32 protein-coding genes are annotated in these 24897 nt (G+C 65.3%); 17 read left to right on the top strand and 15 right to left on the bottom strand.

Annotated elements, in window-relative coordinates; genetic code table 11:
• Positions 1 to 92: 92 nt before the first annotated feature.
• The 4 genes from leuD to ACZ1II_RS20945 all read right to left on the bottom strand — a co-directional run bounded on the left by leuD (position 93) and on the right by ACZ1II_RS20945 (position 2981).
• Positions 93 to 692 carry a 3-isopropylmalate dehydratase small subunit gene (gene leuD, locus ACZ1II_RS20960; RefSeq protein ID WP_465145502.1) on the bottom strand — a complete coding sequence of 200 codons (600 nt, stop codon included), beginning with the start codon at positions 690 to 692 and terminating at the stop codon, positions 93 to 95.
• On the bottom strand, positions 692 to 856 hold the full coding sequence (locus ACZ1II_RS20955; protein WP_021232333.1) for a hypothetical protein: 165 nt from the start codon (positions 854 to 856) through the stop codon (positions 692 to 694). The genes leuD and ACZ1II_RS20955 overlap by 1 nt, the downstream gene beginning before the upstream one ends.
• Positions 857 to 863: 7 nt before the next feature.
• Entirely contained in the window at positions 864 to 2297 is a 1434-nt protein-coding gene (leuC, locus tag ACZ1II_RS20950) for a 3-isopropylmalate dehydratase large subunit (protein WP_465145501.1), read from the bottom strand.
• Between the two features lie 309 nt (positions 2298 to 2606).
• Positions 2607 to 2981, bottom strand: coding sequence for a hypothetical protein (locus ACZ1II_RS20945; RefSeq protein ID WP_465145500.1), 375 nt, complete (start codon positions 2979 to 2981; stop codon positions 2607 to 2609).
• 299 nt (positions 2982 to 3280) lie between these two features.
• Here ACZ1II_RS20945 and ACZ1II_RS20940 point away from each other — a divergent pair, with 299 nt between their 5' ends.
• A complete protein-coding gene (locus ACZ1II_RS20940; RefSeq protein WP_465145499.1) occupies positions 3281 to 3802 on the top strand; it encodes a sterol desaturase family protein in 522 nt (173 codons plus the stop codon).
• A 7-nt stretch (positions 3803 to 3809) separates the two neighbouring features.
• Here ACZ1II_RS20940 and ACZ1II_RS20935 read toward each other — a convergent pair whose 3' ends face one another.
• Entirely contained in the window at positions 3810 to 4169 is a 360-nt protein-coding gene (locus tag ACZ1II_RS20935; protein ID WP_465145498.1) for a YbaN family protein, read from the bottom strand.
• Complete coding sequence (locus ACZ1II_RS20930; RefSeq protein ID WP_465147353.1) at positions 4166 to 4588, bottom strand: SufE family protein; 423 nt, start codon at positions 4586 to 4588, stop codon at positions 4166 to 4168. Before ACZ1II_RS20930 ends, ACZ1II_RS20935 begins: the two co-directional genes overlap by 4 nt.
• Before the next feature lie 79 nt (positions 4589 to 4667).
• On the opposite strand from ACZ1II_RS20930, the gene ACZ1II_RS20925 reads away from it, so the two are divergent.
• Positions 4668 to 6716, top strand: coding sequence for an NAD(+) synthase (locus ACZ1II_RS20925; RefSeq protein WP_465145497.1), 2049 nt, complete (start codon positions 4668 to 4670; stop codon positions 6714 to 6716).
• A 56-nt stretch (positions 6717 to 6772) separates the two neighbouring features.
• Here the strand turns inward: ACZ1II_RS20925 and ACZ1II_RS20920 are convergent, their stop codons facing one another.
• The 7 genes from ACZ1II_RS20920 to ACZ1II_RS20890 all read right to left on the bottom strand — a co-directional run bounded on the left by ACZ1II_RS20920 (position 6773) and on the right by ACZ1II_RS20890 (position 9559).
• A complete protein-coding gene (locus ACZ1II_RS20920; protein WP_465145496.1) occupies positions 6773 to 7012 on the bottom strand; it encodes a hypothetical protein in 240 nt (79 codons plus the stop codon).
• A complete protein-coding gene (locus ACZ1II_RS20915) occupies positions 7009 to 7341 on the bottom strand; it encodes a hypothetical protein (protein ID WP_465145495.1) in 333 nt (110 codons plus the stop codon). The genes ACZ1II_RS20920 and ACZ1II_RS20915 overlap by 4 nt, the downstream gene beginning before the upstream one ends.
• Positions 7342 to 7359: 18 nt before the next feature.
• Complete coding sequence (locus ACZ1II_RS20910) at positions 7360 to 7644, bottom strand: hypothetical protein (RefSeq protein WP_465145494.1); 285 nt, start codon at positions 7642 to 7644, stop codon at positions 7360 to 7362.
• Positions 7641 to 7925, bottom strand: a complete 285-nt coding sequence (locus ACZ1II_RS20905; protein ID WP_147219482.1) for a hypothetical protein — start codon at positions 7923 to 7925, stop codon at positions 7641 to 7643. Before ACZ1II_RS20905 ends, ACZ1II_RS20910 begins: the two co-directional genes overlap by 4 nt.
• A gap of 33 nt (positions 7926 to 7958) precedes the next feature.
• Positions 7959 to 8363: a PspC domain-containing protein gene (locus ACZ1II_RS20900; RefSeq protein ID WP_465145493.1), complete on the bottom strand. Its 405-nt coding sequence runs from the start codon at positions 8361 to 8363 to the stop codon at positions 7959 to 7961.
• A 135-nt stretch (positions 8364 to 8498) separates the two neighbouring features.
• Positions 8499 to 9365 (bottom strand): phage shock protein PspA, encoded by an 867-nt coding sequence (gene pspA, locus ACZ1II_RS20895; RefSeq protein WP_465145492.1) that lies wholly within the window; start codon positions 9363 to 9365, stop codon positions 8499 to 8501.
• A complete protein-coding gene (locus ACZ1II_RS20890; protein WP_465145491.1) occupies positions 9362 to 9559 on the bottom strand; it encodes a hypothetical protein in 198 nt (65 codons plus the stop codon). Before ACZ1II_RS20890 ends, pspA begins: the two co-directional genes overlap by 4 nt.
• Positions 9560 to 9719: 160 nt before the next feature.
• On the opposite strand from ACZ1II_RS20890, the gene pspF reads away from it, so the two are divergent.
• The 10 genes from pspF to ACZ1II_RS20840 all read left to right on the top strand — a co-directional run bounded on the left by pspF (position 9720) and on the right by ACZ1II_RS20840 (position 19642).
• Complete coding sequence (pspF, locus tag ACZ1II_RS20885; protein WP_465145490.1) at positions 9720 to 10787, top strand: phage shock protein operon transcriptional activator; 1068 nt, start codon at positions 9720 to 9722, stop codon at positions 10785 to 10787.
• A 157-nt stretch (positions 10788 to 10944) separates the two neighbouring features.
• A complete protein-coding gene (locus ACZ1II_RS20880; protein WP_465145489.1) occupies positions 10945 to 11454 on the top strand; it encodes a helix-turn-helix transcriptional regulator in 510 nt (169 codons plus the stop codon).
• Between the two features lie 92 nt (positions 11455 to 11546).
• Positions 11547 to 11864, top strand: coding sequence for a hypothetical protein (locus ACZ1II_RS20875; RefSeq protein ID WP_465145488.1), 318 nt, complete (start codon positions 11547 to 11549; stop codon positions 11862 to 11864).
• Between the two features lie 42 nt (positions 11865 to 11906).
• Positions 11907 to 12410 (top strand): hypothetical protein, encoded by a 504-nt coding sequence (locus ACZ1II_RS20870; protein ID WP_465145487.1) that lies wholly within the window; start codon positions 11907 to 11909, stop codon positions 12408 to 12410.
• Positions 12410 to 12757, top strand: coding sequence for a JAB domain-containing protein (locus tag ACZ1II_RS20865; RefSeq protein WP_465147352.1), 348 nt, complete (start codon positions 12410 to 12412; stop codon positions 12755 to 12757). The genes ACZ1II_RS20870 and ACZ1II_RS20865 overlap by 1 nt, the downstream gene beginning before the upstream one ends.
• A gap of 430 nt (positions 12758 to 13187) precedes the next feature.
• Positions 13188 to 13748, top strand: a complete 561-nt coding sequence (gene rimP / locus ACZ1II_RS20860; RefSeq protein ID WP_465145486.1) for a ribosome maturation protein RimP — start codon at positions 13188 to 13190, stop codon at positions 13746 to 13748.
• A 3-nt stretch (positions 13749 to 13751) separates the two neighbouring features.
• On the top strand, positions 13752 to 15371 hold the full coding sequence (gene nusA, locus ACZ1II_RS20855) for a transcription termination factor NusA (protein WP_465145485.1): 1620 nt from the start codon (positions 13752 to 13754) through the stop codon (positions 15369 to 15371).
• Positions 15352 to 16080 carry a DUF448 domain-containing protein gene (locus ACZ1II_RS20850; protein WP_465145484.1) on the top strand — a complete coding sequence of 243 codons (729 nt, stop codon included), beginning with the start codon at positions 15352 to 15354 and terminating at the stop codon, positions 16078 to 16080. The genes nusA and ACZ1II_RS20850 overlap by 20 nt, the downstream gene beginning before the upstream one ends.
• Positions 16081 to 16103: 23 nt before the next feature.
• On the top strand, positions 16104 to 18887 hold the full coding sequence (infB, locus tag ACZ1II_RS20845) for a translation initiation factor IF-2 (protein ID WP_465145483.1): 2784 nt from the start codon (positions 16104 to 16106) through the stop codon (positions 18885 to 18887).
• Between the two features lie 224 nt (positions 18888 to 19111).
• Complete coding sequence (locus ACZ1II_RS20840; protein ID WP_465145482.1) at positions 19112 to 19642, top strand: DUF1697 domain-containing protein; 531 nt, start codon at positions 19112 to 19114, stop codon at positions 19640 to 19642.
• A gap of 49 nt (positions 19643 to 19691) precedes the next feature.
• Here the strand turns inward: ACZ1II_RS20840 and ACZ1II_RS20835 are convergent, their stop codons facing one another.
• On the bottom strand, positions 19692 to 20015 hold the full coding sequence (locus ACZ1II_RS20835) for an RcnB family protein (protein WP_465145481.1): 324 nt from the start codon (positions 20013 to 20015) through the stop codon (positions 19692 to 19694).
• Positions 20016 to 20136: 121 nt separating this feature from the next.
• On the opposite strand from ACZ1II_RS20835, the gene rbfA reads away from it, so the two are divergent.
• The gene (gene rbfA / locus ACZ1II_RS20830) at positions 20137 to 20532 is read left to right on the top strand and encodes a 30S ribosome-binding factor RbfA (RefSeq protein ID WP_465145480.1); all 396 of its coding nucleotides are present in this window, start codon (positions 20137 to 20139) and stop codon (positions 20530 to 20532) included.
• A 12-nt stretch (positions 20533 to 20544) separates the two neighbouring features.
• Here rbfA and ACZ1II_RS20825 read toward each other — a convergent pair whose 3' ends face one another.
• Positions 20545 to 22038, bottom strand: a complete 1494-nt coding sequence (locus tag ACZ1II_RS20825) for a DUF1963 domain-containing protein (RefSeq protein WP_465145479.1) — start codon at positions 22036 to 22038, stop codon at positions 20545 to 20547.
• Positions 22039 to 22178: 140 nt separating this feature from the next.
• Between ACZ1II_RS20825 and ACZ1II_RS20820 the strand changes: the two genes are divergently transcribed.
• From ACZ1II_RS20820 to rpsO, 4 genes are read left to right on the top strand one after another with little or no spacing between them, the layout of a single operon-like run.
• Positions 22179 to 22769: a thymidine kinase gene (locus ACZ1II_RS20820; protein ID WP_465145478.1), complete on the top strand. Its 591-nt coding sequence runs from the start codon at positions 22179 to 22181 to the stop codon at positions 22767 to 22769.
• A gap of 40 nt (positions 22770 to 22809) precedes the next feature.
• Positions 22810 to 23496: a site-2 protease family protein gene (locus tag ACZ1II_RS20815; RefSeq protein WP_465145477.1), complete on the top strand. Its 687-nt coding sequence runs from the start codon at positions 22810 to 22812 to the stop codon at positions 23494 to 23496.
• Positions 23497 to 23543: 47 nt separating this feature from the next.
• Positions 23544 to 24476: a tRNA pseudouridine(55) synthase TruB gene (gene truB / locus ACZ1II_RS20810; protein ID WP_465145476.1), complete on the top strand. Its 933-nt coding sequence runs from the start codon at positions 23544 to 23546 to the stop codon at positions 24474 to 24476.
• Between the two features lie 6 nt (positions 24477 to 24482).
• Positions 24483 to 24752 carry a 30S ribosomal protein S15 gene (gene rpsO / locus ACZ1II_RS20805; RefSeq protein WP_021232261.1) on the top strand — a complete coding sequence of 90 codons (270 nt, stop codon included), beginning with the start codon at positions 24483 to 24485 and terminating at the stop codon, positions 24750 to 24752.
• The last annotated feature ends 145 nt before the right edge of the window (positions 24753 to 24897 follow it).

Genomic DNA, 24897 nt, shown 5'->3' with positions numbered 1-24897 from the left:
AGGACTTCACCCTGCCGATAGGGGGCGAAGCGGGCGGGGGCAATGCCGTTTTGTGCACCCGCCCCGGATCGTGTCCGGGGCGGGTGGCAATTTCAGTTGGTCGCGGGCGTCTTCGCGAGGAACGGCAGGACGTCGCGCGCCTTGGCCTCGTGGGCCGCGATCGCATCGTCCTGCGCCATGGTCAGGCCCACTTCGTCGAGACCGCCAAGCAGGCAGTGCTTGCGGAAGGGGTCGATCTCGAAGCTGTAGCGGTCCTGGAAGCGGGTGGTGACGGTCTGGGTCTCCAGATCGATCTCGATCGGATCGGTCTGCGCCACTTCCATCAGCCGGTCGATCGCCTCCTGCGGCAGGGCCACGGTGAGAATGCCGTTCTTGAAGGCATTGCCCGAGAAGATGTCCGAGAAGCTCGGCGCGATCACGCTGGTGATCCCCATGTCGAGCAGGGCCCAGGCGGCATGTTCGCGGCTGGAGCCGCAGCCGAAGTTGTCGCCCGCGATCAGGATCGGCGCGCCCGAGAACTCGGGGTCCTCGAAGACGTTGCCCTCTTCCTTCTTCACCGCCTCGAACGCGCCCTTGCCCAGACCTTCACGGGTGATGGTCTTGAGCCAGTGCGCCGGGATGATGACGTCGGTGTCGACGTTCTTGCGGCCGAACGGGATGGCCCGTCCGGCAACGTGGGAGATCGCCTTCATCAGTCGGTCTCGGGGGCCTGTTCGGGGTGCAGCGGCTTTTCGTTCTGGCGGGCCTTGCGGCGCTTCACGAAGAGCAGGGCGGCGGCGATCGCGGCGGAACCGATGGCGGCACCGGCAGCGAGAGCGGCCTTGCCGGCCAGATTGTTTTCCGAATCGTTCGACATGTCTTGCTTATCCTACCAGTTCGCGGACATCGGTGAGCCTGCCGGTCACCGCGGCGGCGGCGGCCATGGCGGGGCTCATCAGGTGGGTGCGGCTGCCGGGGCCCTGGCGCCCGGTGAAGTTGCGGTTGCTGGTCGAGGCGCAGCGCTCGCCCGCCGGAACCTTGTCGGGGTTCATGGCGAGGCAGGCCGAGCAGCCCGGTTCGCGCCATTCGAGGCCTGCTTCGATGATGATCTTGTCGAGACCCTCGGCCTCGGCCTGCGCCTTCACCAGACCCGAGCCGGGGACGACGATCGCCCACTTGACGTTGTCGGCCTTGTGGCGGCCCTTGAGTACTTCGGCGGCGGCGCGGATATCCTCGATGCGGCTGTTGGTGCACGAGCCGATGAAGACGTTCTGCACTTCCACTTCGGTCAGCTTGGTGCCGGGCGTCAGGGCCATGTAGTCGAGGCTGACCTTCACGGCATCACGCTTGGAGGCGTCGGCGAAGTCTTCCGGCGCGGGGACCACGCCGCCGATCGCCGAAGTGTCCTCGGGGCTGGTGCCCCAGGTGACGGTCGGCTGGATATCCTCGGCGCGGATCGCGACGGTCTTGTCGAACGTCGCGCCCTCGTCGGTGGCGAGGCTCTTCCACCAGGCGACGGCCTTGGTCCAGTCCTTGCCCTGCGGCGCATAGGGACGGCCCTCGACATAAGCGAAAGTGGTCTCGTCCGGAGCGATCAGACCGGCGCGGGCACCGCCTTCGATCGCCATGTTGCAGACGGTGAGGCGGCCCTCGACGGACATTTCCTCGAAGACGTTGCCGCGGAACTCGATGACATAGCCGGTGCCGCCGGCGGTGCCGATCACGCCGATGATGTGGAGCACCACGTCCTTCGGGGTGATCCCGGCGCCGAGCTTGCCGTCGACGCGGACCTCGAAGCTCTTCGACTGCTTGAGCAGCAGGGTCTGGGTGGCGAGCACGTGCTCGACCTCGCTGGTGCCGATGCCGAAGGCCAGCGCGCCGATGCCGCCGTGGCAGGCGGTGTGGCTGTCGCCGCAGACGATCGTGGCGCCGGGCAGCGAGAAGCCCTGCTCGGGGCCGACGACGTGGACGATGCCCTGTTCGGCATCGGTGGCGTCGATATAGCGGATGCCGAATTCGGGCGCGTTCCGCTTCAGTGCGGCCAGCTGCTGGGCGCTTTCGGGATCGGCGATGGGCAGGATGTGCCCTGCGGCATCCTTGCGCGCGGTGGTCGGCAGGTTGTGGTCGGGAACCGCAAGGGTAAGATCGGGACGGCGCACCGGTCGACCGGCCACGCGTAGGCTTTCGAAGGCCTGCGGGCTTGTCACTTCATGCACGAGGTGACGGTCGATATAGATGAGGCTGGTTCCGTCGTCGCGCGTGTCGACGACGTGGGCGTCCCAGATCTTCTGGTAGAGGGTGCGCGGTTTCATGGTCATGGTGAAAGCGCGATTAGGCGCGCCGGACCCGCAATTCAAGGGGAACCGGCGCGCCTTTTCGCGCAACATTATTCGCTATACGGTCAACTGAGGCTGTTAGCGACAGTTTGGAAATTCGCTGGAGACGAATTTCGGCGGCCCCGGCCCACGCCCGTCCCGAAGAACACGAAAAGGTCCGGGGGACCTTTTCGCTGAGGGGGCCGACCTCCCATCAGGGTACACGCGTGGGAGGTCGGGTGGGGGCGCCTGAGTCCAATGGGGCCGGTGCCGTGTGGAAAATGCCCGGATGGGCATTTTCCAAACAAGCTATCAGCGGCGATGGTTGTTGTGGTCGTTACGCTCGGCCTTCAGCGCGGCGTGAACGCGGTCGATACGGACCTGAAGGGTCTGCACCTCGCGGGTGGTCAGGCCGCCGCGGGCATAAGTTGCGTGGAGGCGCTGGATCTGGCCGACTTCGCCGCGCAGGCGGGTCGCTTCGCGCTGGCTGATCGTGCGGCGGGCGGCAGCGCGGTCGATCTGGCCGCGCAGGGCGCCGATGTCGGCGCGGATGCGGGCTTCGCGATTCGGGGTGATGCGGGCGGCTTCGCGGTGGGGCGCGGCGGCTTCGGCGATGCCGGGTGCGACGGCCGAGAAGCCGAGCGCGGCAACCAGGGCGGGAGCGATGAAACGGGCGATCTTGCGCATGGGACTTTTCCTTCTCTTTTTCGGCTCTTGTTCCGTGCATTCAGATTTAGGCTGACGAACATGAACGGGAGAAGACTCAGAGGTCACAGTCCTGTCGGCATTTGTAACTAAGTGTCGCGAGGTCGGCGATGTAGAGCAGGAATGCGACCCGACGGGAGAGGGCGCCTGAAAGATAAGAGGAATGCAGGGCAGCCGTGTACCACCCCGCGTCGTCGCGGCTGCATCTGCATTCCCGATCTTTCCTCCCCCTGATGTACCGGCGCCTGACATTCCGGCCGTGAAGGTCTAGAAGGCGGCCCATGTCGTTTCTCTCTGCCGCCCTGATCGTGCTTGCTTCCGCTGCCGCGATGGAATTCGTGGCCTGGTCCAGTCACAAATATATCATGCACGGCTTCGGCTGGGCCTGGCACCGCGACCATCACGAACCGCACGACAACCTGCTGGAGAAGAACGACCTCTACGCCCTGGTCGGCGCGGCGATCAGCATTTCGATGTTTGCCGTGGGGTCGCCGCTGGTCATGGGCGCGCAGGCCTGGGAGCCGGGGACCTGGATCGGGCTGGGCGTGCTGCTTTACGGCGTTATCTATACGCTGATCCACGACGGCCTCGTGCACCAGCGCTATTTCAAATGGGTGCCCAAGCGCGGCTATGCCAAGCGGCTGGTGCAGGCGCACAAGCTACATCATGCGACGATCGGCAAGGAGGGCGGGGTCAGCTTCGGCTTCGTGGTCGCGCGCGATCCGGCGGTGCTCAAGCAGGAACTGCGCCGTCAGCGCGAGCAGGGCATCGCCGTGCTGCGCGAGGCGGTGGAGGAGCGCTGAGCGCGCGCTACTCAGCCCGTGTCCAGATCCACGGGCCGATCACCGCCAGCACGCCCACCGGGATCAGCACCCAGGGCCAGCCTGCTGTGAACCACGTAAACGGAATCGAGGCGGTCATCGCCAGAATCGCGGAGACCTTGCCCTTTCGGCTGATCGCGCGCCGGTCGCGCCATTCGCGCAAGTTATGGCCGTAATGCGGGTGGTTATAGAGTCGCTCGGCCCATTCCGGGTGGCTCTTGCCGAAGCACCATGCTGCCAGAAGATAGAACACCACGGTCGGCATGACCGGCAGGAAAATGCCGATCGTGCCCAGCGCGACGAAGAACAGCCCCGCCGCCAGCCAGAAAGGGCGGCTGGCCTTCTTCATGCGGCTCCGGCGCTTCCTGCGTAGCGCGCCGCCGTCTCGCGGATCAGCGCGATCATGTTCGGCACGCCCTGCGTGCGGTTGGAAGAGAGCTGGTTCTTGAGGTCGAAGGGCTCCAGCGCGGCGGCTATGTCGGTTGCGGCCACTTCGGCGGCGGGCCGGTCCTGAACGGCGGAGATCACCAGCGAGACGATGCCCTTGGTGATCGCCGCGTTGCTGTCCGCCAGAAAGTGCAGCGTGCCGTCCTCGCGCGCCATCGGATAGACCCAGACGCTGGCCGAGCAGCCGCGCACTTTGGTCGCGTCCGTCTTCAGCGCGTCGGGCATGGGATCGAGTTCGGCGCCGAGGCCGATCAAGAGGCGATAGCGTTCATCGCCTTCGGAAAACTCGTATTCTTCGCGGATGTCGTCGAGGCTGCGCATGCCCATGCCATTTAAGGGCGGCGCGGGGGAGGGCAAGGGGAAGTTGCCTCTCGCGTCCGATCCTGTCAGGGATTTGCCCATGAGTGCACATCCCTTTTTCGCCATGCACGAACACGGCTTCGTGCGCGTCGCCACCTCCACGCCCAAGGTCCGCACCGCCGATGTCGCCTTCAATCGCGACGCCGTGCTGGCCGAGGCTCGGCGCGCGCATGACGCCCATGTCGACCTGCTGGTCTTCCCCGAACTGTGCCTCTCCTCTTACGCCATCGACGATCTGCACTTGCAGGCGGCGATGATCGAGGCGGTGGAAGCGGCCGTGGCGGAGATCGTCCACGTCAGCGCCGATCTCTCGCCCGTGCTGCTGGTCGGCGCGGCGCTGCCGCACAAGGGGCGGCTCTACAATTGTGCGCTTGCCATCGCGCATGGGCGGCTGCTGGGCGTGGTGCCGAAGTCCTACCTGCCCAATTACCGCGAGTTCTACGAGAAGCGCTGGTTCGCCAGCGGCAAGACGCTGAAGGGCCAGACCATCCGCGTGAACGGGCAGGACGTGCCCTTCGGCGTCGATCTGGTCTTCGCCTCCGAAGTGCTGCCGAACTTCCGCTTCTTCATCGAGATCTGCGAGGATATCTGGGCTGCCACCCCGCCCAGCTCGCACGGCGCGCTCGCCGGGGCGACGATCCTGTGCAACCTCTCCGCCTCCAACATCGTCATCGGCAAGTCGGACGAACGGCACTTGCTCTGCCGCTCGCAGTCCGCCCGCGCCACGGCGGCCTACATCTACTCGGCGGCGGGTCACGGTGAGAGCACGACCGACCTTGCCTGGGACGGGCAGGGCATCGTCTACGAACTGGGCGACCTCTTGGCGGAGAGCGAGCGCTTCTCGCTGGAGGCGGAACTCTGCATCGCCGACGTCGATGTGGACCGCATCGTCATGGACCGGATGCGCGTGCCCACCTTCAACGACGCGGCCGAAGTGGCGGGCAATCCCGACGAGACTTTCCGCACCGTGCGTTTCCGCCATGCCCCGGCGGGCGGCGATATCGGGTTGATCCGCCCGGTCTCGCGCTTCCCCTTCGTGCCCTCGCGCGCCGACAAGCTCGATGCCGATTGCTACGAGGCGTTCAACATCCAGGTCGACGGTCTGATGCGCCGCATCGAGGCGACCGGCGCCAAGTCGATGGTGATCGGCATTTCGGGCGGGCTCGATTCGACCCACGCGCTGATCGTCGCCGCCCGCGCCTGCGACCGGCTGGGCCTGCCCCGCACGTTCATTCGCGGCTATACGATGCCCGGTTTCGCCACCAGCGACGGCACCAAGTCCAACGCCTGGAAGCTGATGAACGCCGTCGGCATCACCGCCGAAGAGATCGACATCCGCCCCACGGCGACGACGATGCTCCAGAACATCGGTCACGCCTTCTCGAATGGAGAGCCCGTCTATGACGTGACCTTCGAGAACGTGCAGGCGGGCCTGCGCACCGATTACCTGTTCCGCCTTGCCAACCAGCACGACGGCTTCGTGATCGGCACCGGCGACTTGTCCGAACTGGCGCTCGGCTGGTGTACTTACGGCGTCGGCGACCAGATGAGCCACTACACGGTCAACGCGGGCGTGCCCAAGACGCTGATCCAGTACCTGATCCGCTGGTGCGCAACGACCGACCAGTTCGGCGCCGAGACCGAGGAGGTGCTGCTTGCCATCCTCGGCACCGAGATTTCGCCTGAACTCGTGCCCGCAGGCGCGGACGGCGCGATCCAGAGCACCGAGGCGAAGATCGGGCCTTACGAACTCAACGACTTCTTCCTGCACCATATCGTGCGTTTCGGGCAGAAGCCTTCGAAAGTCGCTTTCCTGGCGCTTCATGCGTGGCGCGAGGCTGCGGCCGGATCATGGCCCGCTGGCTTCCCGGAGGACCGCAAGAACGAGTACGACCTCGCGACGATCCGTTCCTGGCTGGAGAAGTTCCTGCGCCGCTTCTTCGCCTTCAGCCAGTTCAAGCGGTCTGCGGTGCCGAACGGGCCGAAGGTGTCCTCTGGCGGCGCGCTCAGCCCGCGCGGAGACTGGCGCGCGCCTTCCGATGCCAGTGCGGCGGTGTGGCTGGCGGAACTGGAAGCGAAGGTGCCGTAACGAGCGTCGTCCCGGACTTGATCCGGGACGACGTATTTCAGGGAAGGCGACTTTTCTCAGTCCCGCAGGGCGTCGATTTCGCGTGCGAGGTCCTTTTCGCGGCGGTCGTCGGTGGCGATGCGTTCGAGCACGGCGATGCGCTTGCGCAAGTTCTCGACTTCGCTTTCCAGTTCGTGTTCGCGTTCGGTATGGCCGTCCAGCCGGAAGCCCGGCTTCTCGCCGCGCAGCTTCTGCGCGCGCAGCCAGGTGATCGAGGCGATCGCGAAAATGACGACGACGGCAGTCCAGAAACTCATTGCGTCACCTCATGGCGGGCGTCCCGCAGGCTTTCGATCTGGCGGGCGACATCATAACCCTGATCGGTGACGATCCGCTCCACGCTGGCGAGGCGGTCCTTGATCGAACCGATCTCGGCGCGAAGCTGGGCGTTCTCCTGGGTCAGCAGCTGGACGCGGGCCTGCGCCTCGTTGTCCTTGGGATAGACCGCCTTGCCCCAGGAATTCTCCAGCGGATAGCCATGGCGCATGCGCAGCCAGTTGTTGAAGATCCAGCCGCCGATCCCCAGTGCCGTGGCCGTAACCAGTACCGGCGAAAGCACTTCCAGAGTCGCGTAGTCGATAGCCATGTCGGTCGGTCCCCCTGCTCAGTTCGCGCGCGGCTCGCCGTCGGCGGTGCGCAGCGATTCGATCTGGCGCGCGGTGTCCCAGGCGCCGTCGGTGATGATGGTTTCGAGCGCGCGCAGGCGGTTCTCGATCCCGGCGTTGTGCGTGGCGTATTGCGCCGCCTTCTCGGCCGTCTGGCCCGCCGCGATCTCCAGCTTGCGTTCGAGGAAGGCGAGGCGGCGTTTGTAGACCCCGGCGAGGATGGCGACGATCGCGATCATCGCACCCATCACGGCGGTCAGCCCCATGAAGTCTCCGAAGCTCACTGGCGGGTTTCCTTCGCCTGCTCCCCGGCTTCCACTTCGCGGGTGTCGCGCAGGGCCTCGATCTGGAGCGCGGTATTGTAGCCGCCGTCGGTGATGATCCGTTCCAGCACCCGCACGCGCTCTTCGAGTTCGCGGGAGTGCGAGGCGTACTGTGCGGCCTTTTCGGCGGTTGCCGTCACCTGGAGTTCGGCCATCCGGCGCTGGTGCCGCGTCCAGATCGCGAAGCCCGCGATCATGAAGGGAGCCAGCGGAATGAGGAGTGCGAGAGTGTGCGAGTCCATCTTGGGTGTGTCCCTGTTACCCGTGGCTGCGGTTTAGCGCAGGCTGTCGATTTCGGCGGCGAGGCGCGAATTGCTGCTGGTATAGTGCGCTTCCATCTCGGCGACGCGGCGGTCGATGTCCGAGAGTTCGCTGCGCAGGCGGCCGGAACGGTTGGGTGCGGAACGCATAAGGCCATAGCCCTGGCGATTCCGGCGGCGTTCCATGCGGCGCAGCAGGCGCTCTTCCTCGGCTTCGCTGTAGAGGCTCATGGGCCGCTTGTCCGCCATGAGGGCGACCGCGATGTAGATCGGGATCGTTACAAAGGAGACGAAGAAGGTGAGCAGCACCGCCGCGATGCGGACCCAGAGCGCATCGACCCCGGTGTAGTCCGCGATGCCCGAGCAGACACCGGCCAGCTTGGCGTTCGACTTGTCGAGATAGAATTGTCCGCGTGACACTGGTTTTCCCTTTCCCTGGGGACGCGCCGACCGAAGTCGGGGTCCCTTTGACTGGTCGGATCGTATTGACCCGCATTCCCGGTCATGGCCCTTGGCGGGCGGCATGCACCTGCCGGGATGCCAGGCGCGCCGCTGTTATTCCGAACCCGTCTTGCCCGCACTCATGGCGCGCTTCATCTCGGCAAGTTCGGCATCGATCGTGTCGCCGTCCTGGAGCGCGGCGATTTCCTCGGCGAGCGTCGGCTGGCGATTGTCGCCCAGGCTCATCGCCTCGGCGCGGCCCTCGGCATAATCGACGCGCCGTTCGAGCTGGTCGAAGCGTACCAGGGCCTCGTCCACGCGCTCGCTCGACAGCAGGGTGCGCAGTTTGACGCGATTCTCGGCGCTCTGCAAGCGAGCGGCAATCGACGACTGGCGGCTGCGGGCCTCGCGCAGGCGGTTCTGAAGCTTTTCGATATCCTCCTCGTAGGCGCGCAGGGCATCGTCGAGCACGGCGATCTCGCTGCGAAGCTGCTCGGCCATGTCGGCGGCCTTCTTCTTTTCGAGCAGGGCGGCGCGGGCGAGGTCCTCGCGGTCCTTGCTGAGCGCGAGCTGGGCCTTGTCGCCCCAGTCGTGTTGGAGCTGGTCCAGCTTGCCGACGTGACGGCGCAGTTCCTTCTGGTCGGCAATGGTGCGCGCGCTGCTGGTACGCACTTCGACCAGGGTTTCCTCCATCTCCAGGATGATGAGGCGGATCATCTTGCCGGGATCTTCGGCCTTGTCCAACATGTCGTTGAAGTTGGCGGCGATGATGTCGCGCGTGCGGGAGAAGATACCCATCCTGGCGTTTCCTTTTATCGAGGTGGGATTGAACTTGCGGGCCGGGTTGAAGCGCGCCTCGCCATGGAAGGCAGAACCGTCGTTCGCGCCGGAATGGAACGGGCGGGCGCGTCCTGCCTGAAAGGCCGAGGCGTCCTGCGCCGATCCTTGCAGGATTTCGATTTCTGCGTCGAGCCTGCTCACTGGAGCGGCGCTCCGCAGATGGGCGCGGCATGAGCTGGCGGCGCGATCCGGTCGCTCATGGCGACGAGGTTGAGCGTGCCCATCGCCAGCACGGCGGCGATGATCGCCCAGTCGAGCTTGCTGCGCTCGCGGGTCGAGCCGGGCTGCTTGCCCTGATGGCTGCTGGCTACGAAGCTGGCGTTCTGAAAGGACATCGTGGTGTTCCTCTGTCGGATCTCGTGAATTTGCCCAAGTCATCGCAAGGGGCGTGCCAATTTTTGAAAGGTGCGGATTTCCGCGATTTTCAGAGGTTTGGCAGCGCGGCGCGGAAAAGATGAATTGCTAATGAATGGGAAAATTCGCTAATAGTTGGGAATGGAGAGAGATGTTCAGTTCATCGGCCAGTCCAGTGCTTTCCTCGATGCCGTGGAGCGCGCCAGTCGGGCTGCCGCGGTGCGGCGCCCGGTGCTGGTCATCGGCGAGCGCGGGACCGGCAAGGAACTGATCGCCCAGCGGCTTCATCACCTCTCGCCGCGCTGGGGTGAGCCGCTCATCACCATGAACTGCGCCGCCTTGCCGGAGACCCTGATCGAGGCGGAACTGTTCGGTCACGAGGCGGGAGCCTTCACCGGGGCGGTGCGGGCGCGGGCGGGGCGTTTCGAGGAAGCGGATCGGGGCACGCTGTTCCTCGACGAACTCGGCACCCTGTCGATGGCGGCGCAGGAGCGGTTGCTGAGGGCGATCGAATATGGCGAGATTGCTCGGATCGGCGCCTCGCGTCCGGTCCAGGTCGATGTCCGCGTGGTTGCGGCCACCAATGCCGACTTGCCGCGCATGGCCGAGGAAGGCACTTTCCGTGCCGACCTGCTCGACCGGCTCAGTTTCGAGGTCATCAATCTGCCCCCGCTGCGGGCGCGGGAGGGGGACGTGTTCGAGCTGGCCGACTATTACGGACGGCGCATGGCGACCGAACTGGAGTGGGACAGCTGGCCGGGCTTCTCTGCCGAGGCGGTGGCGGTGCTGGACGGTCATGACTGGCCGGGCAACGTGCGCGAACTGCGCAACGTCGTGGAGCGGGCGGTCTATCGCTGGGCCAACCAATATGAAGCGATCGCGGAGATCGTCTTCGATCCCTTCGAAAGTCCCTGGAAGACGGCAACGGTCTCGGCTGCGCCGGAGCGCGCCCTGGGTGCCCCGGTTGCGGCATCTCCCGCTCCTGTGTTCGCGCCGCCGGTGGCGCCGCAGTCGGCCGGGCAGGGGCTTCGCGAATCCGTGGAGGCCTACGAGCGCGGTTTGCTGGTCGAGGCGCTCGATAGGCATCGCTGGAACCAGCGACGCGCTGCTGGAGCGATCGGGCTGACCTATGACCAGTTGCGCCACTGTATGAAAAAGCACCGATTGTCGGAAACCGGAAGACGGTCCGAAAGCAATCCTTCTGCCTGATTCTTCTGGTCAAGTTGCGGTAAACAATAAGGATTAAGCCTGTATTTAGGATATTTCAGGCATCGTTCTCTCTATAATTTCTCCTAGTGGGATTTGCCGTTATAGTGCACGGCAGGCGCGAATGAGGGCCGATGTGCGAGAAATAACCGACACTTCCGTGGCGACAGAGCTGTTGGAAAACCTGACGCTCAAGCAGGTCGAGGTGCTCGACCGGCTGCTGATGCATCGCACCACCAAGGAAATTGCCCGCGAACTCGGTATCGCACCGAATACCGTCGACCAGCGCATCAACGGCGTGCGCGACAAGTGGGGGACCGTAAACCGCAAGGATACGGCCCGCCTTTACGGCCAGCTTCTCGAACTATGTGGCAAATCCACATATGGCTTTTCCCGTGTCGACGCCGGGCCGGATGAGGCGGAAGAGAGCGATCAGGACTTGTCGGTCGATCCGGTCTTCGTTCTCTCCGATGCCCGCCCCATGGCTCCCATGGTCGGGCATCCGGAATGGTTCGATACCCGGATCGCGCAGCCGGCGGGCCTGGAGGCATTCGATGCGAAGTTCGGAAGGGCTGGGCGCGTAGGAGCGGTTTTCGTGCTGGCGTTGATCATGGCGGTGACCCTTGCGGCCACCCTGGCGATCGCGGAAGCGCTTGGAAAACTGCTTTAACGGCGCCGGGCTTGCTCTTCATTCGATCGGGTGCCTTCGATCTCGGATTTTTCCCGTGGGAGGCGACGAATATGACACCCGATATTGTCGGAATGCGGATCACCCGGAGCATCCAGTCGGTCGAGAAGGACATGGATGAGCTTCTTGCCAAGGCCAGCGAACTCATGGTCGAAATCGCCCGTGGCCGCGTGGCGATCGTCGAGGCGGCGCACAGCACCCAGCGGCCGATGGCCCGCATTGCGGCAATGCAGCGCAGCCTGATCGAGGCGCGTTCGGAACTGGTGCGGGCGCACAGCGACTTGTCGAAGCTGGCCGAGACCATGGATATTCCCATCCGCTGCCCGGAAGACGCGCGCCTCCCGGAGGAAGTGCAGGGCGAGCACGAAGCGCTGGCCGAACTGGCCGCCTGAAAAGCGGCCTGATCTGCGGTAACATCGAAGTGGGACATGCCTTTGGGAAACGTTGAACAGCTTGCTTTCTTCCTGCTGCTCGCGGCGACGATGTCCCTTGCCTTCTGGCAGGGCGGCGCACCGGAGCGCTGGGGCGCCGCGGTCATCCTGGCGATGGTCCTGCTCCAGGCGGGAGGAGAAAGCCTGCTGCCCAGTGGCTTCAGGAGTGTCGATCCCACTTCGCTCATGACCGATACCGTGGGGACGGTCGGATTCGGCGCCCTCGCGCTCCAGGCCCGGAGGATATGGCCGCTATGGGCAACCTCGTTGCAGCTGCTCAGCCTGAGCGCACATTTCGCGCGGTGGGCGGATATCGGCATTCCGCCGACGGTCTACGCGGTCATGCGCGGAACGCCGACGTTCCTGGCGCTCTCGGCGATTGCGGTCGGTACGATCCTGCATGTCTGGCGCAAGCGGCAGCATGGCAACGATCCCTCGTGGCAGGACTGGTCCCGGGTTGCACTCGCGTACGGCCCCTCTCGCGGAATGTCCTCGAAACCCTGGTGATGCACCTCGGGTGCCTGCGCCGTGAGGTGATGCTGGAATTGCCCTTCGATGCCGAAGGGCGGCTGATCGGTCAGGTGGCCTGCACGACGGGTTGCGAGGCGGCAATCCGGGCGGGCTGCCGGTCTGTATTGAATCGTGTGCTGGAGCAGCGGGCCGTGGGTCTGGTGCTCGTGCACAACCATCCTTCCGGCGATCCGCAGCCCAGCAGGGCGGACGTGATCGCCACGCGGCGGCTTGCGGCCTTGTGCGCAGCCTCGCGAATCGAGCTCCACGACCACCTGGTGGTTGGTGGACGCAGTGCGGTCTCCATGCGACGGGCCGGGCTGCTGAGTCGCGGCGTGACGTGACTCCTAAACTTACCGGCAGGCGGTTCATCCGCCGCCGGACGCAGGCCGGGCGAGCACCCCCCCCCACCCGAACACTCGCCCGGCCTGCATTTTTTGTTTGGGCTTCCGCCCAGGCAAAACGGCCATCCGGCCGTTTTGCGCGGCACCAGCCCCAAATCATTTTAGGCGCCCCCACCCGACCTCCCACTCAAGTATACTGCCGATGGGAGGTCGGGTGGGGGCGTGGGCTGGTGCCGCAAGCCTTCGACGGATGTCGAAGGCGCACCAAACTAAACACTCCTCTCTTGCTTTTTAACCGCGATGCGCTTATCTGCGCCACATCCCGACATTGGTGAAACAAGGTTCGGGCTGGCGCCGGAAGGGGCCGGCACGAAACTGCGTGGCACCGGATGTCACTTGCAGCATCACGAAACGCACCGGAGAACTGGGCTTGGCCGACATTGCACGTATCACCGAAGTCATCGAACCTGAGGTCAAGGCCCTCGGATTCGACCTCGTGCGCGTGCGAATCTTCGGCAAGAGCGAAGTCGGTGATGACGAGATCGCGCTCCAGATCATGGCCGAGAACCCGGCGACGGGTCAGCTTGTGATCGAGGACTGTGTGAAGCTCTCGCACCGGATTTCCGATCGCATGGACGCGCTTGAAGAAGTCGGCGACGTGCTGATCGAGGAAGCCTATCGTCTCGAAGTCAGCTCGCCGGGCATCGACCGCCCGCTGACCCGTCCGAAGGACTATGCCAACTGGGCCGGCCACGAGGTCAAGGTCAACCTGTCGGAGCCGGTGGACGGCAACCGCAAGGGCCTGACCGGCGAACTCGTCGGCATCGAGGGCGATCAGGTCACGGTCGACGACAAGAAGTCCGGCCGGGTTTCGTTCCCGCTGGGCATCATTCATTCCGCAAGGCTCGTCCTGACCGACAAGCTGATCGCCGCAACCCGCCCGCTGGATGTCAGCGGGGCCGACGAGATCGTCGAGGAACAGGAAGACTAAGCCATGGCCAGTGCGATTTCCGCCAACCGCGCCGAGCTGCTCGCGATCGCGAACTCCGTCGCGTCGGAGAAGATGATCGACAAGTCGATCGTCATCGAGGCGATGGAAGAAGCGATCCAGAAGTCGGCCCGCAACCGCTACGGTGCGGAAAACGACATTCGCGCCAAGCTCGATCCGCGCACTGGCGACCTTCGCCTGTGGCGCGTCGTCGAAGTGGTCGAGCATGTCGAGGACTACTTCAAGCAGGTCGATCTCAAGCAGGCCGAAAAGCTCCAGAAGGGCGCGCAGCTCGGCGACTTCATCGTCGATCCGCTGCCCCCGGTGGACCTCGGCCGCATCGACGCGCAGTCGGCCAAGCAGGTGATCTTCCAGAAGGTCCGCGACGCCGAGCGCGACCGTCAGTATGAAGAATTCAAGGACCGCGCAGGTGAAGTCATCACCGGCGTGATCAAGTCGGTCGAGTTCGGCCACGTGATCGTCAACCTCGGCCGCGCCGAGGGCGTGATCCGCCGCGACCAGCAGATTCCCCGCGAAGCCGCTCGCGTCGGCGAGCGCGTCCGCGCGCTGGTTCTGCGCGTCGAGCGCCAGAACCGCGGCCCGCAGATCTTCCTTTCCCGCGCCCACCCGGACTTCATGAAGAAGCTCTTCGCGCAGGAAGTGCCCGAAATCTACGACGGCGTGATCGAGATCAAGGCTGCTGCCCGCGATCCGGGTTCGCGCGCCAAGATCGGCGTGATCAGCAACGATCACTCGATCGACCCGGTCGGCGCCTGCGTCGGCATGAAGGGCAGCCGCGTTCAGGCCGTCGTGCAGGAACTGCAGGGCGAGAAGATCGACATCATCCCCTGGAGCGAAGACACCGCGACCTTCGTGGTCAACGCGCTCCAGCCCGCGACCGTCAGCCGCGTCGTCATCGACGAGGAAGAGAGCCGCATCGAAGTCGTCGTGCCCGATGACCAGCTTTCGCTGGCGATCGGTCGCCGCGGCCAGAACGTGCGTCTCGCCTCGCAGCTGACCGCTTCGCAGATCGACATCATGACCGAGGCCGAGTCCTCGGAGAAGCGCCAGAAGGAATTCACCGAGCGCTCGAAGATGTTCGAGGAAGAGCTGGACGTCGACGAGACCCTTTCGCAGCTGCTGGTGGCCGAAGGCTTCACCGAGCTGGAGGAAGTCGCCTACATCGAGCTGAACGAACTGGCCGCGATCGAGGGCTTCGACGAGGAACTCGCCGAGGAACTCCAGAGCCGCGCCCAGGAAGCGCTGGATCGCCGCGAAGAGGCCAGCCGCGAAGAGCGCCGCGCCCTTGGCGTGGAAGATGCCCTGGCCGAACTGCCGCACCTCAACGAGGCGATGCTGGTGGTTCTCGGCAAGGCCGGCATCAAGACGCTCGACGACCTGGCCGATCTGGCCACCGACGAACTGATCGCCAAGAAGCGTTCGGAACAGCGTCGCCGCGACGGTTCGGTGAACCGCCGTGCGCGTGACGAAGACAAGGGCGGCGTGCTCGGCGAGTACGGCCTGAACGAAGAACAGGGTAACGAAATCATCATGGCAGCCCGCGCCCACTGGTTCGAAGACGAACCGGCAACCGAGGAGGCCGCCGATGCGGAATCCTCGCAATGAGCGCGTAAGCTCCGACATCGACGGCACCGGGCCGGAGAGGAAATGCATCCTCTCCGGAGAGATCGGTGCGCGTGAAGACTACATCCGTCTGGCGATTTCGCCGGACGGATTGGTCCTTCCCGATATCCACGCGCGTGCCCCCGGGCGCGGCGCGTGGATCGGCGTTTCCCGTTCGGACCTTGAAATTTCGCTCGATAAGGGCAAACTAAAGGGGGCACTGGCGCGCGCCTATAAAGGCGCTGCGCTCACGATCCCCGAAGACCTTGCCGACAGGATCGAACAGGCGCTGATCCGCGCACTGACCGATCGGCTGGGCCTCGAACTGAAATCGGGCAAGCTCCTCATGGGGTCCGACCGGATCGCGCAGAACGCGCGTGAGGGCCGGGTCACATGGCTTGCCCATGCCGCCGATGCGAGCGAAGACGGCTCGCGCAAGCTCGACCAGGCCTGGAGAGTCGGGAGCGAGGCGGAAGGAAGCGGTCTCAAGGGCATACGCTTGCCTCTGGACCGAGAGACGCTGTCTGTGGCATTGGGCCGCGACAACGTCGTTCACTTGGCGCTGAACGATCGCGGAGCGGCTCAACGAGTCGCGGCGCAACTGCAGCGCCTTCTGCATTTCCAGGGGCAGCCCCGCGCCGAGGCGGACGGGGACGGTATGGATGGTGGCACCGGACCGGCGCATCGCGCTGCGCCGGCGGCGACGAATTGAGATCGAAGGGCACGACGAGAGATATGAGCGAGACCGACAACAAACCGACCCTGGGCCGCAAGCCATTGGGGCTTAAGCGTTCCGTGGAAGCCGGTGAGGTCAAGCAGACCTTCAGCCACGGCCGCACCAACAAGGTGGTGGTCGAAGTGAAGCGCCGCAAGGTGCTCGGCAAGCCCGGTTCGGAAGGCGCCGTCGAGGCCGCCCCGGCTCCGCAGGCGCCCGCACCGCAGGCGGCTGCACCGCAGCCTGCTCCGCAGCGCGCGGCACCGCCGCCGCCGGCAGCACCTGCTCCGGCGCGCCGTCCGATTCCCTCGAACGAGACGCCGCAGGAGCGAGTCGCCCGTCTTCAGCGCGAGGCCGAGGAAGCCCGACTCGCCGCGCTTGAAGAAGCGAATCGCCGTGAGCACAAGGAAAAGGTGCGCGCTCTCGAGGAAGAGAAGCGCCGCGCCGAGGAAAATCGTGCCCAGGAAAGCAAGCGCGTAGAAGAAGAAGCCGCTCGTGCGGCTGAAGCTAAGGCGGCCCAGGAAGCTCCTGCAGCCCCGGAAGCGCCTGCTGAAGCACCTGTCGAGGCCGCTGCTCCGGAAGCTCCGGCACCCGCCGAAACGCCCGCACCCGCTGTCGAGGCTCCCGCAGCCGAGGCTCCTGCCGCCAAGGCGCCTGCCGTGGCCGCTCCGGCGCCTGCGCCGCGCCGTTTCACCCCGGTCGCCCGTCCTCAGCCGGTGCGCAAGCCCGAGGCTCCCGCTCCGGTAGCTGCGGCTTCGACCGCGGCTCCGGCTGCTGCTAGCACTGCAACGTCGGCCAATACCGGCGGCTCTTCCGCGCCCAAGGCACCGGCCGGCGTCAAGAAGACCAGTGCTCCGCCGCCGCGCAGCACGCCCGAGCGTGACCGCAAGGGTGGAGATCGCCGCCAGTCTGGCAAGCTCACGGTCAACCGTGCGCTGAACGACGACGAGGGCGCCCGCGCCCGTTCGCTCGCCGCGCTGAAGCGCGCCCGCGAAAAGGAACGCCGTGCCCACTTCGGCGGCCAGTCGCAGCAGCGCGAGAAGCAGGTCCGCGACGTGATCGTCCCCGAGGCGATCACCGTCCAGGAACTGGCGAACCGCATGGCCGAAAAGGGCGCCGACCTGGTGAAGGCGATGTTCAAGATGGGCATGATGGTCACCGTCAACCAGACGATCGACCAGGATACCGCCGAACTGCTCGTCACCGAATTCGGCCACAATATCCAGCGCGTTTCGGAAAGCGACGTCGACATCGACACCTCGACCGACGTCGATGCACCCGAAACCCTGAAGTCGCGTCCCCCGGTCGTCGCCATCATGGGCCACGTCGACCACGGCAAGACCTCGCTGCTCGATGCCCTGCGCGGCACCGACGTGGTGAAGGGCGAAGCCGGCGGCATCACGCAGCACATGGGCGCCTACCAGATCAAGACCAAGGGCGGCGATCTCGTCACCTTCCTTGATACGCCGGGCCACGCCGCCTTCACGCAGATGCGTATGCGCGGCGCCAATGTGACCGACATCGTGATCCTGGTGGTCGCCGCCGACGACGGCATCATGCCGCAGACGATCGAGGCCATCAATCACACCAAGGCTGCTGGCGTGCCGATGATCGTGGCGATCAACAAGATCGACAAGCACGAGGCCAACGCCCAGCGCGTCCGTGAGCGTCTGCTGGAGCATGAGATCGTCGTCGAGGCCATGTCGGGCGACGTGCAGGACGTGGAAGTCTCGGCCAAGACCGGCTTCGGTCTGGACGAACTGATCGAGAAGATCCTGCTTCAGGCCGAACTGATGGAACTGAAGGCCAACCCCGACCGCGAGGCCGAGGCGACCGTGATCGAAGCCAAGCTCGACAAGGGCAAGGGCCCGCTGGCGACCGTGCTGGTCAACCGCGGCACCCTGAAGGTCGGCGACATCCTCGTCGTCGGCACCGAAAGCGGCCGCGTGCGCGCCATGCTCGACGACAAGGGCCGTCAGGTGAAGGCTGCACCGCCCTCGATGCCGGTGGAAGTCCTGGGTATCGGCGGTGTGCCGATGGCCGGTGACAAGCTGACCGTTGTCGAGAGCGAACAGCGTGCCCGCGAGGTTTCGTCCTACCGTCAGGAACAGGCGACCGCCAAGCGCACGGCAACCGCGCCCGCCAACATCGATACGATGTTCTCGGCGCTGGCTGCCAAGCAGAACATCATCGAGTATCCGGTGGTGATCAAGGCGGACGTTCAGGGTTCGGTCGAGGCGATCAACGCCGCGCTCAACAACCTCTCGAACGACGAGATCAAGGTTCGCATCCTGCAGTCGGGCGTCGGTGCCATCACCGAAACCGATGTGGCTCTGGCCTCGGCTTCGGGTGCGCCGATCGTCGGCTTCAACGTCCGTCCGAACGCCAAGGCGCGCGAAATGATCGCGAAGACCAAGACGCCGATGATGTATTACGACATCATCTACGAACTGACCGCCGAAGTCGCCAAGCAGATGGCCGGCATCTGGGGCCCCGAACGGATCGAAACCGTCGTCGGCCGCGCCGAAGTCAAGCAGGTCTTCCCGGCCGGCAAGCGCGACAAGGCGGCAGGTCTGCTGGTGGTCGAGGGCTATATCCGCAAGGGTCTCAGCGCGCGTCTTACCCGCAACGACGTCATCGTTTCGGCCACGACGATCTCCTCGCTGCGCCGCTTCAAGGACGACGTGGACGAAGTGCGCGCCGGTCTGGAATGCGGTGTCGTGCTGGCCGACACGAACGACATCAAGGCGGGCGACCACCTCGAAGTGTTCGAAGTCAGCCACCGCGAGCGTACCGTCGGCTGATAGACGGTGCCCGTTTCGCGCGGGCGCCGGCCGAAAGCTCAAGAGCGGCCATCGTCGGGCGACAAGCCCGGCGGTGGCCGCCGTCGTTTCGGGAGGCGTTATCGGATAGGCAGAGCCTTCGGGAATGCCCTTGTCGATGGAGCGGTGACGCGCATCGGATGTGGCTGTCTGGGCGCGCTTACCTGTGTGACGATGCTGCTGCCAATAGGACTGATGACACTGCGATGACCCGCTACTGCGCCTTTTTCGAATCCCTCACCGTTCGTGGAGACCGCCTGTCGATGGCGGACTTGCGCTATGCTTTCGAACGCGAGGAACTGGAGAATGCCGAGACGGTGATCTCCAGCGGCAATGTCCTGTTCGATTACGAAGATCGTCCGACCGATGGGCTGGAGGACCTGCTGGCCTACCTCATGCGCGACCGCTTCGACATGACCACGTTTGTCGCGGTCCGTAATCTCGCCGAAATCCGCGCGGCGGTGGAGGAAAACCCGTTCGTGGGCAGCGAGGATACGTTCGTCCATACCGTCCTGCTTGAGCGTCAGCCGACGAAGCAGCAGTTCGGGCGCCTCATGGGTGATCACGGCAGCATCGGCGCGGAGCGGCTTGCGCTTGGCGACCGCTGTCTGTTCGTCGATTTCGGAGGGCCGATGGGCGAAAGCCTGCTGACGATGGACTTCATCGAGAAGCGCCTGGCCTGTCGCGGTGCGGCGCGGAACGTCCGGTCGCTGGCACGGATCGTCACGAAGATGTGAGGCAAACGGGGACGCCGGATCAGGCGCCCCCATTGCAACGCGGGCAGGATCAGCGGAACATGCCGGACGTCACGGCGGCCACGACGCCGCTGGTCAGCCCGACGAGCAGCAGGTCGTTGCCCGAGCGGACGTAGCGATAGCCTTTCGGCGGGGCCTTGACGTTGCGGTACTTGCGATAGTCGATGACCTGGTAGTGGGATGCGCGGCTACGGTCGAACTTCTCGCCCTTGCGGAACTGGTGCTGGCCTTTCTCCTGTTGCCGGGCCTGGGCCTGGACCGGGGGCTGGCCATGACCCGGTGCTGCCATGGCGGGGGCAGCGCCGGTCGGCGCCAGCAGGGCGGCGGCGAGCAGGGCGGCAGTGAACTTGTTCATTCTCGGGCTCCTTGATAGACCTGTTGCTGTCTCGTTCCGGGAGCTGAAACCACAGAAAGAGGCTCCGGGGCCGTAATCAATTGTTGCAAATTGTCGTGATCCGCCCACATGGGACAAAGCCATGGTACGCCAGCAAGTCACGCCCGAGCAGCACTCCGTCCGCCTCCTGAAGGTGGGTGAACAGGTGCGTCACGTCCTTTCGGAAATCCTCACACGCCAGCAGGTCCACGATGCCACGCTGAGCGCGCATTCCGTGTCCGTCACCGAAGTGCGCATGACGCCCGATCTGCGCATAGCTACGGTCTATGTGAAGCCGCTTCTGGGCGAGGACGAGGAAGTCGTGCTCAAGGCGCTGCGCACCCACACGGCCTTCTTCCAGCGCGAAGTCGCGCAGCGGCTCAAGCTGAAGAACGCTGCCAGAATCCGGTTCCGCCCCGATGAGACGTTCGACGAGGCGAGCCGCATCGATGCCCTGCTCAACGATCCCCGTGTGAAGCGGGATCTCGAAGAGAGCTGAGGGCTTTCGCGGTCAGCCTGGCGCGAACGTCAGGCTGACGCGGTCCCAGCGGCCTGTCTCCAGATCGGCTGCACCGATCCGGAACCGGTAGAGTCCGTTCCAGTTCCATTCCATCATGTCGTCATGGGCGAGTTGCAGGAGTTGCACCTCGCCGTCATGCTTCTTGCGTGGTGACGAAGAGCCCTGCCGTTCGAACAGGGCGTGTTGGTGCCGCCCTGCAAGCCGGTATCCGGCGTTGATGCGGGCCAGTTCCGCATCGCTGATCTGTGCCAGAGCCGCCGGCGGGCCGGAAATCATGGCGCGCAGGGTGAAAGTGGCCAGTTCGGGCAGGTCTCGCGGCGCATGGCGCCAGACCAAGTCGGCGCTGTCCCGGCCGACAAGGGCGAGCACGTCGCGCAGCACGGCGAATTCCTCGCCTGTCAGCGGTGTCCAGGGATCGCGGTGCTCGGTGAAGTGGTCCATGGCTTGGGAAACCTCGGCCAGGGATGCCCGCTGGGCCTCGTGTTCGCGCAGCCGCGCATCCTGGCGGTCGAGCGCGCGTTGCGCGGTTTCGAGCAGCAGGGGCGTGGCAGCAGGGTCGGCGCCGAGCAGTTCCAGGTCTTCGCGCGCATCGCTTGCCCGCGATCTGCGCCGGCTCGTCTGCCGGGAGGCTTCGTGGAGCGCGGCGCGATAGCATTCCGCAAGGTGGATCGCAGAGTGCCACCAGATGCGCTCGACCGGCTCGGCGGCGGTTAGCGTCCCGTCGCGTAGGGGATATCGCCGTGCCAGCCAGTTCAGCACCGTGTCGTCGTCGTCCTCGCTTCCCGGTTCGTCGCGAACGGGCAGGTCGACGGCGAGCGGATCGACAGGCCAGAACGGGAAGAAGTCATGGGCGAAGTCTTCGGGCGGGCTGCTGAATTCCTGCTGTCCGGCAGGCACCGGGATTACCGCGCCCGCCCCGAGAAAGAACGCAAGAGAGCCAGTGCGGGGAAGCGGGGCCTCGGGACAGGCCGCGGCGATTTCCGCAAAGTCGATCTGCGCGGCGAAAGGCAAGGGGGTGCCGTCGCGGTCGCGGGGCCAGGGCTGTTCGCCCAGCCTGGGCAGGCCGCCCAGCCAGCTGGCATCGCCGAACCAGTCGCGACTGCGGATGCGCGGCTTGCGGACAAGCACGACAGGTCGCGGTGGAGGCTGCCTGTCGGCAGTCTGGGCGATGCCGATGCGGTGTTCCTCGCCAAGAGGTTCCGGCCGCCAGACGGGGCCGGGCTGGGGAGCGAGCCGTTGCCCATGGCCGAGGCGCCAGGGAAGCGTCAGCACCAGCAGGCAGAGCAGGGCGCCCAGCACCAACGGTCCGGCAACCGCGCCCTTGTACCCCAGGATCGCGACGAGGCTGGCCGCGCCGCCATCGAGGAAAACGGCCTTCTCTCGCCAGGAACCGGCGGCGGCAGATGCAAGCGGGGCATCGATGATGTAGCCGGAAACCAGCCCGGCCAGCGTGACGATCACGGCGACGGCGATCCACCTCTTCATGCCGAACTCCCCGTTTAGCTCTCCCGGACCTGCCTCGTCTGGTCGCCGGGATTAGATAGCGGTGCGCGGTTTCATTCAAGCGGGGACAATCGCCGCAAGCGCGGTGCGGGGCGGCATGGGGCGTGTTATCCCCAGCAACGATGGCTAAACTCTATTTCTACTATGCCAGCATGAATGCCGGGAAGTCGGCGACTTTGCTTCAGGCGAACTTCAACTATCACGAGCGGGGCATGCGCACGATGCTGTGGACCGCCGGGATCGACGATCGCGGCGGCGAACGCGGCGAGGATTTCGCGATCGAGAGCCGCATCGGCCTTCATGCCCAGGCGCATCGCTTTCGGGGCGATACCGATCTCGTCGCGCAGGTCCGCGCGGTTCACGCGGTGGAGCCGCTGTCCTGCGTGCTGGTGGACGAGGCGCAGTTCCTCACCCCGGAGCAGGCCTGGCAATGTGCCCATGTCGCCGACCGCGAGAACATTCCCGTGCTCTGCTATGGCCTGCGCACCGATTTCCGGGGCGAGCTGTTCCCCGGATCGGCAGTGCTGCTGGGTATCGCCGATGCGCTGATCGAGCTGAAAGCGGTGTGCCACTGCGGCCGCAAGGCGACGATGAACTTGCGCGTCGATGCGACCGGCGCGGCGGTGCGCGAGGGCGCGCAGACCGAGATCGGCGGCAACGACCGCTATGTTGCGCTCTGCCGCAAGCACTTTGGGGAAGCCATGGAAGGGTGAGCGCATTGCGCACCGGCTCCCGCACACCTAGATCACCAGCATGAACCAGACCCTGCTGGACGCTGCGGCGCTCATCGTTCCCCTGATCCTCGCCATCGTCTTCCACGAGGTCTCGCATGGCTGGACCGCGCTGGCGCTGGGCGATCCGACCGCGCAGGAACAGCGGCGCCTCTCGCTCAATCCCTTGCGGCACGTCGATCCGTTCGGGACGGTCATCCTGCCCGGCTCCCTCGCACTGGCGGGCGCGCCGATCTTCGGTTGGGCCAAGCCGGTGCCGGTCAACCGCTGGCGCCTGCGCGATCCGCGCCGGGGGATGATGGTCGTGGCGGCGGCAGGGCCGGGGTCCAACCTCGTGCTGGCGGCGATCGGTGCGGTGCTGCTGGGGCTGCTGATCCGGTTCGCCGGCTCGGCGGACAGCGCGGTGCTGGAATTCATCGCCAAGAACTTCAGCAATTTCATCATGATCAACGTGTTCCTCGCGCTGTTCAATCTGCTGCCGATTCCGCCGTTCGACGGCTCGCATATCGTCGAAGGCCTGCTGCCGCGCGGCCTTGCCGAGGGTTATGCGCGGCTGCGCCCTTACGGATTTCCGCTGCTGATCGTGCTGCTGCTGGTGGTGCCTTACTTCTTCCCGCAGTGGGGCATCGTCGGCAGGCTGGTCGCGCCGCCGGTCATGTGGGCGACGGGGCATTATTTCGCGCTGGCCCAGTTCGTGGCGGGCGTCTGACTTTCGGCAGGCGTTGACAAACCCGGCCCGTGCGACTTGGGGAGGGCATGACTTCCGCTCCCGCAACCCGCCCGGCGCCTCATGGCTGGATCATCCTCGACAAGCCGCTCGGCCTTGGCTCCACGCAGGCGGTCGCCGCCGTGAAGCGCAATCTGCGCGAGGCGGGCTATGGCAAGAAGGTGAAGGTCGGCCATGGCGGCACGCTCGACCCGCTGGCCACCGGCATCCTGCCCGTCGCGCTGGGCGAGGCGACCAAGCTGACCGGGCGGATGCTCGATGCCAGCAAGATTTACGAGTTCACCGTGCGTTTCGGCGAGGAAACCGACACGCTGGACCTTGAGGGCAAGGTCATCGCCACCAGCGACGTGCGCCCCTCGCAGGCCGAAGTGGAAGCGGTGCTGCCGCGCTTCACCGGGCCTATCGAGCAGGTGCCGCCGATCTACTCGGCGCTGAAGGTCGATGGCGAGCGCGCCTACGACCTCGCGCGCGCCGGCCAGGAAGTGGAACTGAAGTCGCGCAGCGTGACAGTTCGCGAACTGCGCCTTGAGCGATTCGATGCTGAAGAGGGCGCTACCCTGCGGGCCTATGTCTCCAAGGGCACCTACATCCGTTCCCTTGCACGCGACATCGCACAGGCCTTGGGAACATGCGGAACAGTGTCCATGCTGCGCCGCGTGAAGGCCGGTCCGTTCGACCTGTCTCAGGCGATTTCGCTGGACAAATTGAACGAAATCGGCAAGGGCGCTGCGCTTGAACAGATACTCTTGCCACTTGAGGTGGGGCTGGACGACATCCCGGCCATCGACCTCGGTTCGGAGCAGGCAAGAGCGGTCCGACAGGGCCGCGTTCTGACCGAACTGCCCCATGAAGACGGGCTCTACTGGGCGCGAGAAGGGATCACTCCCGTCGCGCTGATGGAGCTTTCGGGCGGAGAAGCCCGCGTCGTCAGGGGATTCAACCTATCGGATGTCGCGGAGTAAAGTACTATGTCGGTTACCGCTGAAAAGAAGCAGGACATCATTTCGGACAACGCACGCGTCGCTGGCGACACGGGCAGCCCGGAAGTTCAGGTCGCGATCCTCACCGAGCGCATCCGCAACCTGACCGAGCACTTCAAGGCTCACCACAAGGACAACCACTCGCGTCGCGGTCTGCTGGCCATGGTCAACAAGCGCCGCTCGCTGCTCGACTACCTGAAGAAGAAGGACGTCGCGCGGTACAACGCACTGATCCAGAAGCTGGGTCTGCGTAAGTAAGACTTAACGGGAAGCGGCCCCTAGCGGGCCGCTTCTTGCATCAGGGGTACGTCCGCAATCCGGCGGCAGACCCAGGGGCCCAAAACGGCTCCACACCGGACCGGGACGGCATACCCGGCAGAAAACCCCGCCGTTGCAATAGGGC

The sequence above is a fragment of the Novosphingobium sp. BL-S-20 genome (assembly GCF_055521635.1).
The sequence above is the reverse complement of the archived record's forward strand: the minus strand, read 5'-3'. Positions and strand labels throughout refer to the sequence as shown.

Excerpts from the sequence above, each read along its gene's own strand:
- leuD (WP_465145502.1), bottom strand. The coding sequence starts at position 692 with ATGAAGGCGATCTCCCACGTTGCCGGACGGGCCATCCCGTTCGGCCGC.
- ACZ1II_RS20955 (WP_021232333.1), bottom strand. The coding sequence starts at position 856 with ATGTCGAACGATTCGGAAAACAATCTGGCCGGCAAGGCCGCTCTCGCT.
- leuC (WP_465145501.1), bottom strand. The coding sequence starts at position 2,297 with ATGACCATGAAACCGCGCACCCTCTACCAGAAGATCTGGGACGCCCAC.
- ACZ1II_RS20945 (WP_465145500.1), bottom strand. The coding sequence starts at position 2,981 with ATGCGCAAGATCGCCCGTTTCATCGCTCCCGCCCTGGTTGCCGCGCTC.
- ACZ1II_RS20940 (WP_465145499.1), top strand. The coding sequence starts at position 3,281 with ATGTCGTTTCTCTCTGCCGCCCTGATCGTGCTTGCTTCCGCTGCCGCG.
- ACZ1II_RS20935 (WP_465145498.1), bottom strand. The coding sequence starts at position 4,169 with ATGAAGAAGGCCAGCCGCCCTTTCTGGCTGGCGGCGGGGCTGTTCTTC.
- ACZ1II_RS20930 (WP_465147353.1), bottom strand. The coding sequence starts at position 4,588 with ATGCGCAGCCTCGACGACATCCGCGAAGAATACGAGTTTTCCGAAGGC.
- ACZ1II_RS20925 (WP_465145497.1), top strand. The coding sequence starts at position 4,668 with ATGAGTGCACATCCCTTTTTCGCCATGCACGAACACGGCTTCGTGCGC.
- ACZ1II_RS20920 (WP_465145496.1), bottom strand. The coding sequence starts at position 7,012 with ATGAGTTTCTGGACTGCCGTCGTCGTCATTTTCGCGATCGCCTCGATC.
- ACZ1II_RS20915 (WP_465145495.1), bottom strand. The coding sequence starts at position 7,341 with ATGGCTATCGACTACGCGACTCTGGAAGTGCTTTCGCCGGTACTGGTT.
- ACZ1II_RS20905 (WP_147219482.1), bottom strand. The coding sequence starts at position 7,925 with ATGGACTCGCACACTCTCGCACTCCTCATTCCGCTGGCTCCCTTCATG.
- ACZ1II_RS20890 (WP_465145491.1), bottom strand. The coding sequence starts at position 9,559 with ATGTCCTTTCAGAACGCCAGCTTCGTAGCCAGCAGCCATCAGGGCAAG.
- pspF (WP_465145490.1), top strand. The coding sequence starts at position 9,720 with ATGGAGAGAGATGTTCAGTTCATCGGCCAGTCCAGTGCTTTCCTCGAT.
- ACZ1II_RS20875 (WP_465145488.1), top strand. The coding sequence starts at position 11,547 with ATGCGGATCACCCGGAGCATCCAGTCGGTCGAGAAGGACATGGATGAG.
- ACZ1II_RS20865 (WP_465147352.1), top strand. The coding sequence starts at position 12,410 with ATGCACCTCGGGTGCCTGCGCCGTGAGGTGATGCTGGAATTGCCCTTC.
- nusA (WP_465145485.1), top strand. The coding sequence starts at position 13,752 with ATGGCCAGTGCGATTTCCGCCAACCGCGCCGAGCTGCTCGCGATCGCG.
- ACZ1II_RS20850 (WP_465145484.1), top strand. The coding sequence starts at position 15,352 with ATGCGGAATCCTCGCAATGAGCGCGTAAGCTCCGACATCGACGGCACC.
- infB (WP_465145483.1), top strand. The coding sequence starts at position 16,104 with ATGAGCGAGACCGACAACAAACCGACCCTGGGCCGCAAGCCATTGGGG.
- ACZ1II_RS20840 (WP_465145482.1), top strand. The coding sequence starts at position 19,112 with ATGACCCGCTACTGCGCCTTTTTCGAATCCCTCACCGTTCGTGGAGAC.
- ACZ1II_RS20835 (WP_465145481.1), bottom strand. The coding sequence starts at position 20,015 with ATGAACAAGTTCACTGCCGCCCTGCTCGCCGCCGCCCTGCTGGCGCCG.
- rbfA (WP_465145480.1), top strand. The coding sequence starts at position 20,137 with ATGGTACGCCAGCAAGTCACGCCCGAGCAGCACTCCGTCCGCCTCCTG.
- ACZ1II_RS20825 (WP_465145479.1), bottom strand. The coding sequence starts at position 22,038 with ATGAAGAGGTGGATCGCCGTCGCCGTGATCGTCACGCTGGCCGGGCTG.
- ACZ1II_RS20820 (WP_465145478.1), top strand. The coding sequence starts at position 22,179 with ATGGCTAAACTCTATTTCTACTATGCCAGCATGAATGCCGGGAAGTCG.
- ACZ1II_RS20815 (WP_465145477.1), top strand. The coding sequence starts at position 22,810 with ATGAACCAGACCCTGCTGGACGCTGCGGCGCTCATCGTTCCCCTGATC.
- truB (WP_465145476.1), top strand. The coding sequence starts at position 23,544 with ATGACTTCCGCTCCCGCAACCCGCCCGGCGCCTCATGGCTGGATCATC.
- rpsO (WP_021232261.1), top strand. The coding sequence starts at position 24,483 with ATGTCGGTTACCGCTGAAAAGAAGCAGGACATCATTTCGGACAACGCA.